Raw genomic sequence first — 13,320 nt, 5'->3', positions numbered from 1 at the left:
TCTTAAAGGTAGAATCAAGACTCGTTTAAATACGAAATCCTATATGCTGATAAAACTTTCGTCAGTTTTAATACCTTTCTTGAAAACGAAACCTTCTTTCCAAAATATGATGAATCAAAATCGAATTCTCTTGATCCTCTACTAGTTATGAAAATCATGACTGCCATAAGGTTATGACAAATATAATCGTTCAAAAATACGGCGGAACTTCCGTGGGTACTCCGGAAAGAATCCAGAACGTTGCAAAAAGAATCAAATCCTATCATGATAAAGGTCAACAAGTGGCGGTTATAGTTTCCGCAATGGGACATACCACAGACGAACTCGTTGACCTCGCAGCGAAAATTTCTTCTAATCCGCCTAAACGTGAAATGGACATGTTACTTTCTACGGGCGAACAGATTTCCACTGCACTCCTCGCTATGGCTCTTTGGGAAATCGGAGTTCCGGCCACTTCTTTTACAGGTTCTCAGATCAAACTTCTTACGGACGGAAATTTCTCCAATGCAAAGATCAAAATGATCGATCGATCCAGAATCGATTCTGCGTTGAACGAAGGTAAGGTGGTTATCATTGCTGGTTTTCAGGGAATAGACGCGGAAGAAAATATCACAACTTTAGGAAGAGGTGGTTCCGACACTTCTGCTGTCGCAGTCGCTGCCATTTTAGGTGCAAAAGAATGTGAGATTTATACGGACGTAGATGGAGTTTACACCGCCGATCCAAGAGTTGTTCCCAGCGCTAAAAAACATAAACAAATTACTTACGAAGAAATGCTCGAACTGGCGAGTTTAGGAGCGGGTGTTCTCCATTCCAGAAGTGTGGAACTTGGGATGAATTACGACGTGGTCATTCATGTTCGTTCTAGTTTCAACGATAATATAGGAACGCTTGTAGTGAGCGAGGATAAGATTATGGAAAAATTAAAAGTGAGCGGCGTTACTGCTAAAAACGATCAAGCAAGAATTACAATCGCAGGAGTTCCAGATAAACCTGGTTTAGCCGCAGGACTTTTTGGCGAACTAAGCTCTAAACATATTCTTGTAGATATGATCGTCCAATCTTCTCCGCATAACGGCATTAATACGATTTCCTTTACAATTCCTAAAAAAGATGTTCACGAAGCAAAACCGATTCTTGAAGGATTTTCAAAGTCGCATAACGCAAAGGAACCAGAGATCAACGAAAATATCGCGATCGTTTCTGCGGTCGGAGTAGGTATGAAATCGCACGTAGGTGTTGCAGCGGGAATGTTCAAAGCACTTGCCGACAACGGAATCAACATAGAAATGATTTCTACTTCAGAAATCAAAATCTCTTGTGTAATTGCAGAAAGTCAGGCTAAAATCGCAGTTAATAAAATTCACGACGTATTTGGTCTTTCTTCTTAAAGTCTGTTTCAAAATCTTCAAACGTCACTTTACAAATTTACTACGTAAATGGTGGTTCCTATATAGATCCTGATTTGTTTAGGAATTTTTTAAACTTTGTTTTTGCTCACTACCTTATAAAAATTCGAGTAGTTAATAAATTTTTGACTACCTTTATTCCTTTTCTTTTTTAAACCGATTTCAATTTTCTCAAAAAATGCATTCAAAAAGTTTTATAAACGATTATGATTTTTTTGAAAGGCGAATAGTACCGTCACAAACTATCCTTACTTACCTCTATAAAATTAAATACCTAAATATTTATTACAAAGTATCTTAGAATTGTTGAAAAATTAATTCTCTATGGGTTTTCGTTGTATGGAAACGGTCGATTGAAGCGTTTTCTTAATTGTTGCTATGGAATTTTTCAACAACTCTCTTGTAGTTCAATAGAATCCAATACAAAAGTCATTGAAGGGTAACTCAGCGTCTCGCTTCTATGGGCGCTCGAAGTAACTCAGCGTCTCGCTTCTATGGGCGCTCGACAGATCATGTTCTAAATTGTAACTCAAAATGATATATTGCATAATGTTTCTTTTATACAATTGATTGACTGGATCTAAAAGTGCAGCCTGGCAACGCCGGATTCGCCCATGTTTTCTTACACTGAACTCGTATGATTGATGCGCAAACTATTGGGTATTTTATTATGCAGTCCTTAAGTAGAAACTTTTATAAAATCGATTTCACCTCTTATCTTTTATGTGAAAATTTAAAACAGACTTTAAAACGTTTGTTTTAAATTAAAAAATAATAATTTTAAAACATTAAGATTTAATAATAAACTTAATTTCCAATTTGATAAAATACGAAACGTGCTAGTTCCCACAGATTACGTCTCTTTAGATAGTCATAAAATTCCTAATTTACTCTTTTCTTAATCTATATTATGGATTTGAAAAGGCCGATTATTTATGATGAAAACGCTTTCTGCGAACCTGTTTCTCCCGATAAATCACGGACCTTTCGCGCTCTTGTATTGACTCGCTGTTTGGTGATTGAACCGATTTGCTTAGCGTTTGTTGAGTATGGCACAAATAGATTCGCAATTACTATGTCTAAAAAGCCCGATAATGCTTTTTATATACATAATTTTTCAACCTATTAAGCCGCGTTCTTTCCTTTCTTTGAAAGGAGAGAGTGGATTGAAACCAGAATCGTTTCACAAAGACGTTTTAGATTTACGAGTTCTTTTCTTTCCTTGAAACGAAGGTAAATTAAACCTGAGTTTGAAAAACGTAAGTTTAGCTAAGAAGTGATTTTCTGAAAGTATGAGTTTTCTATAATTTTAGAATTTGCTTGTAAAACCGTGATTTGTGGTAGTTCCCACATTTTAGGAATTAATCTATAAAATTCAGATTTCAACTTTTTTCAGAAAGTGAGTCATGACCAAATTTGCATTCATATAAAATCTAAAAGAGGCAATCTTACTACGAATCCGATCCAGGATATTATAAATTTTGAAGTAAATCATTTTACTTTGCGACCATTAATAAAAATTAAATGTAGGATTTTCCTTAAAAACATAGACTACGGAATAGACATAATTTATAAGAGTTTTTGCACTTTCGTAATAATTCACCGCTCGTTTTCGGTGCTATTTTCATAGCAATTTAAGATGAATTTTGGCGTAGGAGATTTGTTTTACAAAAATCTGATTTTCCATAAAAAATAAATGTGGGAACTCTCACAAATTTGCATTTTACGGTAAAATTTTGAAATGTAGGAACTCCACTGTTTTTACACTTTAAAAACTAGGATCAATCATTTCCATAAATGAATGTAGGAACTCATACTTTTAAAAAAATTTTCTTAGTTTCTCGGGCTCTAAAATCACTCTAAAATATTTCCAAAATGATGTTTCCGAATTGAAATTTCATTTTAGAATAATCATTTTCTGAGTTTTGCAAAGCTACTGGGAAGCAAAAACAAATCAATTGATAATTTGATAAAATAATTTCCTTAAAAAGGAATATTAGAGTATTTTTTTATATTTCAATATTATTTATTTTTAATAAATAGATAAATTGTTCTTTCAAACAAATTTTAACTTACATCCGTCCTACTTCTAATTTGTTAATAAAATCCTTAAAGAATCACTCTCCAAACAAATTTTCACATAAAATTACCACTTACAGACATTATAAAAATTCATTTCAGAAACGACTTAAAATCTAAAATTCCTACTTCATCAATAATTTATAAATTCATACTTTCCGAATATACAAAATTTGTAAAAATATAAATCCCCTTTTATTTTTTAAAATTTTTATTTTAAAAAAATCATTTTATTTAAAAAAAATTTCAACTTCTTTCCGAAATTCTATATAACATTTTTAACCATTCTCCAAAACTAGGAATGAAAAGAAATAAACAATCCATTTTTATAGGACACATTCTTCGTAAAGATGACGGTAATTTCGTTGAACATCTCCTAGACGATCACCTCTATTCGGTAGCAGAGCTTACAGAAAAATTCTGTGAAAAATTTGGAGCAGGAACTTTTGGTTATCTAATAGGTCTTTGGCATGATTTAGGAAAATTTAAATTAGAATTTCAAGAAAGAATTCGAATCCGTTCGGGACACATTGGAGAAGAAGCCCATCTAGAAGGAAAAACTGCAAAGTCAGTAAAACACTCAGTCAGCGGAGCAATTCACTGTTTCAACAAATTTAAACAAAGCGATATTATTAAAAAATTAATATGTTTGCCAATGCTTTGTCATCACTCCGGTCTAAAAAATTTTGGGATCGACGTAGATATTCAGCTAAACGAAGAAAGAGAAATTTTGGCGTTATCCGAAACCACTCCACACATCCCTCAAGAAATATTAGACGGAATCGATTTAAAACAACTCGGTAAAAGTTTTAAAGATCATTCCCTATTGATTCGAATGTTATTCTCCGCCTTAATCGACGCGGACAGACTAGACACAGAAAGATTTATGGATCCAGCCAAATTCAAGGAAAGATATTCAAAAACTATAATCCTACAAGATTTAAATATCAAATTAGACAAACACCTGAAAAACATACAAAAACAAGCAGATACTACAAAAGTAAATTCAATCAGAAAAAGAATCTTAGAAGAAGTTCAATCAAAAACAAATCTAAAACCCGGATTTTATACTTTAACCGTTCCTACCGGAGGAGGCAAAACGTTAACTTCTTTATCGTTTGCTTTAAAACATTGTATTACAAACAAAATGGATCGAGTGATCTACGGCGTTCCTTATTTAAGTATCATAGAACAAACTACAGACGTATTTAAAAAAATATTGGGGGAAGATTCCGTTTTAGAACATCATTCGGGTATAGACATTTCCAAGGAAAAAGAAAATTCTATAAATAGACTTTTAACCGAAAACTGGGATCATCCTTTAATTGTAACCACAAATGTTCAGTTATTTGAAAGTTTATTTTCTTCTAAAACTACAAAAGTCAGAAAACTTCATAATATTATAAATAGCGTAATCATATTGGATGAAGCTTAGATGATTCCTCCCCAATTTTTACAACCAATCGTAAAAACCCTGAAAGAAATAGTAGAATTTTATAATGTAACAATAATCTTATGTACTGCCACCCAACCCACATTGTCTTCTATAAAATCCATTGACCTCAATTTTGATGGAATTAACAAAGCCATAGAATTGGCACCGGAACCGGAAAAACTTTTTCAAGAACTAAAACGAGTAATCATTCATAAACCGGAAGAGAGAAAGTTAAGTTTTATAGAAATTGCGACAAAAATTTCAAATTATGATCAGGTTTTAACGATCGTAAATCGTAAAAGTGACTCTAGTGGGATTTTCAATCAACTGACCGGAAATAAATATTATCTAACTACAAACCTTTGTGCAGAACATCGCAGAGATATTCTTAAAAAAGTAAAAAGTCATCTTAGCAATGGAGAATCGGTTTATTTAGTCAGCACTCAATTGATAGAAGCGGGAGTTGATATTGATTTTCCGATCGTTTTTAGAGCCGTTGCCGGACTCGATAGTATTGCCCAAACCGTCGGAAGATGTAACCGTGAGGGTAAATTAGTTGATGAAAACGGACAAGAAAAACTAGGAGAAGTATTTTTATTTCATCCACAACAAGATCCTCCTTCCGGACATCTTTTACAAACCAAACAAGCAAGTGAAGATTGTATAAAAAACTTTGAAGAATTAATCCATCCAGATACTTTAAAACAATACTTTAACACTTTATTTTGGTTAAAACAAGATAAAGGATTAGATAAAGAAGAAATAGAAAAAGATAAAAGAAGCTTTCAATTCGAAACGATTAATAAAAATTTCAAACTAATCGACAAAGACTCTAGACCAGTCATTGTGCCTTACAAAGAAGGTAAAGATCTAATCGTTCAATTACAAAACTCAGTCGTACAAAATAACTTTGTAGACTATAAGCTAATTCGAAAATCACAACGTTATACCGTAAATCTCAAAACAAATCTATACAACAAACTTCTATCCGAGGGAATCATCTCCGAAATCGAAGGAATTATAGGAATTTTAAATTTCGACTCTTATTATCATAATGATTTAGGAATATTAGAATCTCCGAATGATCAAGATTTAATCATTTAATGGAAACAAAAAGTATGAAGGAATCACAAATATTTCAATTAAAAGTCTCTGGAGAAAATGCGTGTTTTACTAGACCCGAAATGAAGGCAGAAAGAGTCTCCTACGACGTGATCACTCCTTCCGCCGCTAGAGCCATTTTTGACGCAATCCTTTGGAAACCCGCAATTCTTTGGATCATCCATAAAATTGATATTCTAAAACCGATCCTCTGGGAGTCCATTCGTAGAAACGAATTAGGTTCTAAAATTGCTCCTCAAAATATCATGCAAACGATGGAAGCGGGAACTGGTAATTTAGCTCTTTATATCGAAGAAGAAAGACAACAAAGAGCGGGACTGTTTCTTAAAGACGTATCTTATATCTTACACGCTAGTTTTAAACTCACCAAAAGAGCGAGAGATGGGGACAGTATTACAAAATTTGAAGAGATGTTTAAACGAAGAGCCGAAAAAGGACAATGTCATCATCAACCTTATTTTGGTAGTCGAGAATTTGCCGCCTACTTCTCGTTAAACGATCAAACCGAAAAACCGATCAAGATAGAACAACAAGATTTAGGTTGGATGTTATACGATCTTGATTTTGAAGACTATAATTTTGATACAAAAAGTTATAAGGACGCCAATCCAAAATTTTTTCGAGCAGTAATCCAAAATGGTAGTATTGTAATTCCAGATTTGAATACCAATGGAGCGAGACTATGATCCTACAAGAATTAGTAAAATATTATGAACGAAAATTAGAAGAAAGGGAAATAGCGAGAGAAGGATTTGAAACAAAAGAAATTCCTTATTTGATCGAAATTGATGAAGAAGGAAATTTCATTCGATTTATATCAACTTGGCAAGACGAAAAAAAGAAACGGGCTTCCTCATATACAATTCCAAAAGCAGTCATAAGATCCAGAGGCATCGAAGCAAACTTACTCTGGGATAATTTTGAATATATTTTCGGTTTAGAAAAAAAAGAAAAACAAAAAGATTTTATCCGCAAAATTCAAGATTTAGAAAGTAAATCCGAAGAGCCCTCATCTTTAACATCCATTCTAAATTTCTTTTCTAAATTGAAAATGCCCGAACTTAAAAAAGATCCTCTCTGGGCTGAAATCGAAGAGGACAAACACTATCTCACTTTTAAACTACAAGGACAAAATGAAATCATCTGTTCCGATAAAACAATCGTTCAAACGATTTCCCAAAACGCATCCGATGATGAAGTAGAAAAAGGAATCTGTTTAGTTAGCGGAAAAACGAATCCCATAGAAAGACTCCATTCTAAAATTAGTTTAACCGGAGCTAATACTTCCGGCGCCAATTTAGTTTCGTTCAATCTGGACGCCTTTGAATCTTATGGAAAAAAACAAGGTTCCAATGCTCCTACAAGCAAATACGCAAACTTTGCATACGGAACTTCGATCAGTTCATTAACCTCAAAAGATAGCCGCCAAAAAATACTCATAGGAAATACTACCATGATGTTTTGGTCGGAAACTAAAAATGAATTAGAAGACGAATTCCTATCTTTATTAAAACCATCAGATGAAGACCAAAAAAAAGACTCAAAACGAGAACAAGAAGCACGCAGTAATCAAACGATCAAAGAACATTTCGTTTCTCCTTTTACCGGAAAGTTGCAACATCTATTAAACGACGGAACCAAATTTTTTATCTTAGGTCTTGCACCTAACGCGGCCAGGATTTCCGTTCGTTTTTGGTATCCTTCCACAGTCGGAGAAATTTCTAAAAATATAAACCAACATTTTACGGATATTAAATTAGAGATTTATAATGTTGAGTCCGGTTTTATCAGTTTAAATCGAATCCTAAGTTCCACTGCCATTCAAGGTAAAATGGAAAATGTCAGTCCATTATTAAGTGGTAAATTAGTTACTTCTATTATTAGCGGAAGTGAATATCCAAGAACCTTACTTTCTTCTATTTTGATCCGACTTAAGGCAGAGAAAGAAATTTCTTTTGTAAGAGTTTCCGTACTAAAAGCAATACTCAATCGTAAAGGAAGATTTGAAAAATTTAAAAACTATAAGGAGTTAACGACATCCATGGATGAAGAAAATATAAACGTAGCCTATCGACTAGGAAGACTTTTCGCCGTAATGGAAAGATTACAGGAAAGAGCAAATCCGGGAATCAATGCTACTATCAGAGACAGATACTTTTCCTCTGCATCTTCAAGACCTGCTACTGTATTTCCGGTATTATTCAACCTAAGTATGCATCACGCTTCTAAATCCGGAAGTGTTTGGTTCGAAAAATTAAAAGGCGAAATTTTAGCTCCTTTATCGGGAAGAATCCCCAACACATTCAGTCTCGAAGAACAAGGGTTATTTGCAGTCGGCTATTATCACCAAAGAAACGAATTATTTAAGAAAAAAGAAGAACTATCACAAGGAGAATAAAAATGAGCAATCCAATTCAAAATCGGTACGAATTTGTCTATTTATTTGACGTGAAAGACGGAAATCCAAACGGAGATCCTGACGCTGGGAATCAACCCAGAGTAGATCCGGAAACCGGAAACGGCCTGATCACAGACGTTTCTTTAAAACGAAAAATAAGAAACTACGTGACTATCGTAAAAAGTGCAACTCCACCTAACGACATTTATATTAAGGAAAAAGCAGTCTTAATTGAAACTCACGAAAAAGCATATGTAGCAGTCGGCGCCAAATTAGAAACTTCCAAAAAAGAAGAAAAAGAAAAAAGAACCGGAGGAGACCAAGTTGGCAAAGCGAGAGAATGGATGTGTAAAAACTTTTACGACGTGCGTACTTTTGGAGCTGTAATGGCGCTGAAAGTAAATGCCGGCGTAGTCAAAGGACCCATTCAGTTTACATTCGCTCGTAGTATCGATCCTGTTATCAATTTAGAACATAGTATCACTAGAATGGCGGTTGCAACCAAAAAAGAAGCTGAAGACCAGGACGGAGATAACAGAACGATGGGCCGTAAACATACAATTTCTTACGGGCTTTATCGCGCTCACGGTTTTATCTCTGCTCATTTTGCAAACGACACTGGTTTTTCCGAAGAAGATTTAGAATTATTTTGGTCTTCCTTACAAAATATGTTCGATCATGATCGATCCGCTGCAAGAGGAGAAATGAATTGTAGAGGTTTATACGTATTCAAACACGTAGGAGACGGAAAAAACACCAATCAAGCAAAGTTAGGAGTTGCACCAGCACATAAACTTTTCAACTTAATTTCCGTATCTAAAAAAGACAATTCAACGCCTGCAAGAGATTTTTCCGATTATTCGGTCAAAATCCAGGAATCGGATTTACCAGCCGGAGTGGAATTAATCAAAAAAGTTTCCTAAAAACAGGAGCTCGCAAAAACTATATTAATTTAGTTTATTTTTATATTTAAATATATCAATAAACTAAATTAATCTTTATTTTAAATCAGAAAATAAAACATTAACCCAAACGCAAAATTGTTTCAAAATTTATAACTGAATGTTTAGTAAATCAATAAAACTGTTTTTATACATTAGAGTTGTTGAATTCCCAAAAGAAAAACCTCCCTTCCCTATAGATTATAAAAACGGTCGCATATCAAAATGGACAAATCAAGAAGCCCAACTCTGTGCCGTTGCAATTTGTCTCGAAGAAATGCTCGACGTAAAAATTCAATTTGGGGCGATCTATCACATACAATCTAAAAAGAGACACGATGTAGAATTTTCCGACTCACTTAGAACACTTACCATTCAAACAATTGAGGAAATTAGAAAAATATTAAGAGATAAAATTCTTCCTCCTCCTGTTTCGAATCGTTCACTTTGTAAAAATTGCAGTTTGTTTGATACATGTATGCCCAGCTCATATTCAGATTTAAATTTTAAAGAATACTTATTTAGGATAAAAGACTCTGGCGGATATTAAACAAAACATTCTATATATCACTCAAGAAGGTTTATATCTTCATCATGAGCTGGATGTTCTTAAAGTCAAAAAGGGAGATGATACTATTTTCAAAATTCCTTTTCATCATCTTGAAGGAATTACTATATTTGGCATCTGCGGAATTAGTCCTTCTCTATTACAAAAGTGTTTAGAAAAAGGAATTTTTATTTCTTATCCGACCGCACGTGGAAAATTTCAAGGACGACTGGAAGGTTCCAACTCCGGTAACGTTTTGATCAGAAAAGCTCAATTCAAAAAATCTGAAATAGAAGAATTTAGATTGGAAATTGCAAGATCGATAGTTGCTGGAAAACTTCAAAATTGCAGAAGCGTTTTATCTAGAACCGCTAGAAAATCCAAAAATGAATTAGAAAAACAAGATATTAAGGAAGCGATTGGAAAAATCGAAAAAAATATTTCTCTATTAGAAAAAGCTGAATCCATTGAAAGTATACGAGGGTATGAAGGTGATTCCGCTAAAACTTATTTTTCCGTTTTTGATTATTGTATTATCCAACAAAAAGAAGATTTTCAATTTCACCAAAGAACAAGAAGACCACCTCGAAGTAGAACAAATGCTCTTTTGTCTTTTTTATATTCCTTACTTACAAACGATTGTATCGCAGTTTGTCAAGCGGTAGGATTGGACCCTTATATTGGTTTTCTTCATGATGAAAGACCAGGAAGACCTTCATTAGCTTTGGATATGATGGGAGAATTCCGCCCCTTCATAGATCGATTGGTTTTTACTTTGATCAACCGTAAACAAATTCAAGCCTCTGATTTTTTAGAAAAACCAGGATCTGTCTTTTTCATGAATGACGATTCTCGTAAAGAATTAATCAAGACCTATCAAAAAAGGAAAAAAGAAGAAATATTCCATCCTTGGCTCAATATCAAATCCATCGTTGGAGAACTACCTTATTTACAAGCTAGAATTTTTGCCAGAACCTTACGGGGTGATTTAAAATATTATATTCCTTTTATATGGAAATAAAGCATGTTTATCATTGTATGTTACGACGTAGAGACGATTACCCAAGAAGGTCGTGCAAGACTTAGAAAAGTCGCAAAAACCTGCGAAAGCCATGGCCAAAGAGTTCAAAAATCCGTTTTTGAATGCCAACTGGAACCAGCCGATTATTTACAATTCGAAGCAAAACTTTCTAAAATTATAAATTCAAAAACAGATAATCTTAGAATCTATTCTCTCGACGCCATTTCCGTTTCTAAAATCAAACAATTCGGAGTTTCTAACATTCTTGATTTTTAAGAACTCATCATTTTATAACAAAATTCCTTTGTATTTCTGCTTCTACCAATAAACTGCGGGGCTTTTGCACTTAAACGTATATTCGCCGTTTGGCGATAGCCAACGTTCGTTAAGCACAATTCCCATTGGTTTGTAATCTTATATACTAAGAAAACTAAATATTTTACTTTTATAATATAAAGCTACGAACTTTTTTATTCGCGGCTTTTTTCTATTTAAAGAGTAGGTAGATTGAAACGTTTTGCCGATCATTTCACCGACCTCATTAGAGTTTCTTCTTCTCTTTGGAGAAGAAGTGGATTGAAACAAATCAAGGAAGTAAAAAGAAATTTCCTTAAAATAGTTCTTCGAAAAGGAGAACTATTTATTTTTTTTCACAAAATTTTTGTGATTCGTAAAACTTTTCATACTACAGAGCAACTCAATCCAATGGTTTAGCACTTCAATCTGTAAATTCAGTAAAAGAAAATGGGACGAATCCAGTGTTGCCAGACCACGATTTCAGCTCCAGTCAATAAATTGCATGAAAGAAACGTAATACGATATTTCGTTTTTAGTTTCAATTAAGAACACGATCCATAAAAAGGTTATAACCAACCCACAAGTTGAAGAGAATTTTAGAATAGAGTTGTTGAAAATCGCATAATGTAGATCAGCAAAATTGCTTTAATTGTCTATTTCAATTTAACAGAGAATTAATTTTTCAAAAACTTTAATGAGAAGGATTAAAAACGAACATTTTTCAAGTGTTCCGACAAGAATGAGACTTTTTACTTGCGAAAAGTATGTTTTTCTGATAGAGAAAAATTTTCCGAACCCCACCCAAAAATGAAAGGGAAAAACTCAACACAACTCTCCTCAAACTCAGTGTCTCGCTTCTATTGGCGCTCGACAGATCGTGTTGTAGAAACTAAGTTTCACGGAGGATTTGTCGTAATTCCAACAGATTGATCTTACGATACAACATTGTGGGATTGTATGATAGAGAGTGTTCTGCTGAGTTTCAAATCGTTTTCGCATTGGATTTATCGAACTTACTTAAAAAGACATTTTATAACAAACATTTAGATACTCAATTAGTCAGAGATCAGTAAAATACACTCATAGAAAGCATTTTACTGAATTTAACACGTAACGCACCACCCATTAAAATTCAAAAGATGCCCTCATCTCCGGAGTGTTCAGATTCACATCCAAGAGTAGTACACCAAATTAGGAAATGAGATTTCAATTGGTCTGAGATCGTCACTCTAAAATTTCATTCTAACCCAAAGTTTAATCTATAAATTCGAAATTTTCTCAAACACTTTTTCAAAAAAGAAAATGTGTCATTATTCATATTTATCTTGTTCGGAAGATTGAAAAACTGCAACTAACTGAAGTAAGACGAAAATACAATGCATAGCAGTTGTGATATAACCCATTTGCAAACTATTTACGGAAATAAAAATTCCCCACATAAGAATATTCGCAATTCCTAATAAACTGTGAATAGCCACTGCGGTAATATGCCAAGAACGTTTTGCTTCGGCTTTAAAAAGTAAAACCCCTAGTATAAAAGCAAGACCATGCGCTTCAAAACCACCAATTCCGATAAATTCCTGTCCTTTTAAAAGAGAAGCTGCAGGACCTATACCGAAAAAAATTCCGAGAACGTCCATTGAAATAAAACCGCCCAAAGAAGCGACCATAAGTGCCACTCCATTGATACGTAAAATTAACTTGCGCGCTGATAAAGACATGTAGTTTCCTTATATCTTTTTATAAACCATAACTGCTAAAAATCAAAATCCGCTTCAAGATATTTTAGTTTTATCTAAAACTCCATTTTAGAACGTATTTTTGATATATAAACTTTCCATAAAGTCTAAATTAAAACCAGATACAAGCCAATTCTTACACAACAGATTCTTTATTAGATTTAAGTATGAACCAAATCTAAAAAAGAAAATACCTTTTCAAAGTAATTACGAAACAATATATAAAGAATATAGAATTCTTCGCCTAAATCGGGATTTGCTTAAAAATTGACTATCACTTTTACTTTCTATGCAGAAATTAAACTTCCTTAAGGCACATTCCCCTTTCGTTG

At 33.6% G+C, this 13,320-nt stretch carries 10 protein-coding genes and 1 pseudogene; 10 read left to right on the top strand and 1 reads right to left on the bottom strand.

Translation table 11 applies throughout. From position 1 onward, the window contains the following. Positions 1-173: 173 nt before the first annotated feature. The 9 genes and pseudogenes from BW942_RS16080 to BW942_RS16035 all read left to right on the top strand — a co-directional run bounded on the left by BW942_RS16080 (position 174) and on the right by BW942_RS16035 (position 11,666). Positions 174-1,391: an aspartate kinase gene (locus BW942_RS16080; RefSeq protein WP_000181768.1), complete on the top strand. Its 1,218-nt coding sequence runs from the start codon at positions 174-176 to the stop codon at positions 1,389-1,391. A 2,398-nt stretch (positions 1,392-3,789) separates the two neighbouring features. Continuing rightward, positions 3,790-6,027 (top strand): annotated as a pseudogene (cas3, locus tag BW942_RS16070) (CRISPR-associated helicase Cas3'). Continuing rightward, positions 6,027-6,731 carry a type I-C CRISPR-associated protein Cas5c gene (gene cas5c / locus BW942_RS16065; RefSeq protein ID WP_000448696.1) on the top strand — a complete coding sequence of 235 codons (705 nt, stop codon included), beginning with the start codon at positions 6,027-6,029 and terminating at the stop codon, positions 6,729-6,731. The pseudogene cas3 and the gene cas5c overlap by 1 nt, the downstream one beginning before the upstream one ends. After that, a complete protein-coding gene (cas8c, locus tag BW942_RS16060) occupies positions 6,728-8,443 on the top strand; it encodes a type I-C CRISPR-associated protein Cas8c/Csd1 (RefSeq protein ID WP_000602904.1) in 1,716 nt (571 codons plus the stop codon). Before cas5c ends, cas8c begins: the two co-directional genes overlap by 4 nt. 2 nt (positions 8,444-8,445) lie before the next feature. Next, positions 8,446-9,366, top strand: coding sequence for a type I-C CRISPR-associated protein Cas7/Csd2 (cas7c, locus tag BW942_RS16055; RefSeq protein ID WP_000070167.1), 921 nt, complete (start codon positions 8,446-8,448; stop codon positions 9,364-9,366). Between the two features lie 139 nt (positions 9,367-9,505). Further along, entirely contained in the window at positions 9,506-9,934 is a 429-nt protein-coding gene (gene cas4 / locus BW942_RS16050; RefSeq protein ID WP_000491828.1) for a CRISPR-associated protein Cas4, read from the top strand. After that, positions 9,921-10,952: a type I-C CRISPR-associated endonuclease Cas1c gene (gene cas1c / locus BW942_RS16045; protein ID WP_155572259.1), complete on the top strand. Its 1,032-nt coding sequence runs from the start codon at positions 9,921-9,923 to the stop codon at positions 10,950-10,952. Before cas4 ends, cas1c begins: the two co-directional genes overlap by 14 nt. A gap of 3 nt (positions 10,953-10,955) precedes the next feature. Beyond that, positions 10,956-11,228 carry a CRISPR-associated endonuclease Cas2 gene (cas2, locus tag BW942_RS16040; protein ID WP_000469997.1) on the top strand — a complete coding sequence of 91 codons (273 nt, stop codon included), beginning with the start codon at positions 10,956-10,958 and terminating at the stop codon, positions 11,226-11,228. Positions 11,229-11,459: 231 nt separating this feature from the next. Then, a complete protein-coding gene (locus BW942_RS16035) occupies positions 11,460-11,666 on the top strand; it encodes a hypothetical protein (RefSeq protein WP_000818103.1) in 207 nt (68 codons plus the stop codon). 893 nt (positions 11,667-12,559) lie between these two features. On the opposite strand, the gene BW942_RS16030 is transcribed toward BW942_RS16035, so the two are convergent. Beyond that, positions 12,560-12,970: a hypothetical protein gene (locus BW942_RS16030; protein ID WP_000058776.1), complete on the bottom strand. Its 411-nt coding sequence runs from the start codon at positions 12,968-12,970 to the stop codon at positions 12,560-12,562. A gap of 100 nt (positions 12,971-13,070) precedes the next feature. Between BW942_RS16030 and BW942_RS16025 the strand changes: the two genes are divergently transcribed. Then, on the top strand, positions 13,071-13,259 hold the full coding sequence (locus BW942_RS16025) for a hypothetical protein (protein ID WP_002074435.1): 189 nt from the start codon (positions 13,071-13,073) through the stop codon (positions 13,257-13,259). Positions 13,260-13,320 lie beyond the last annotated feature (61 nt).

It is taken from the genome of Leptospira interrogans, from assembly GCF_900156205.1.
Classification (GTDB): domain Bacteria; phylum Spirochaetota; class Leptospiria; order Leptospirales; family Leptospiraceae; genus Leptospira; species Leptospira interrogans.
The sequence above is the reverse complement of the archived record's forward strand: the minus strand, read 5'-3'. Positions and strand labels throughout refer to the sequence as shown.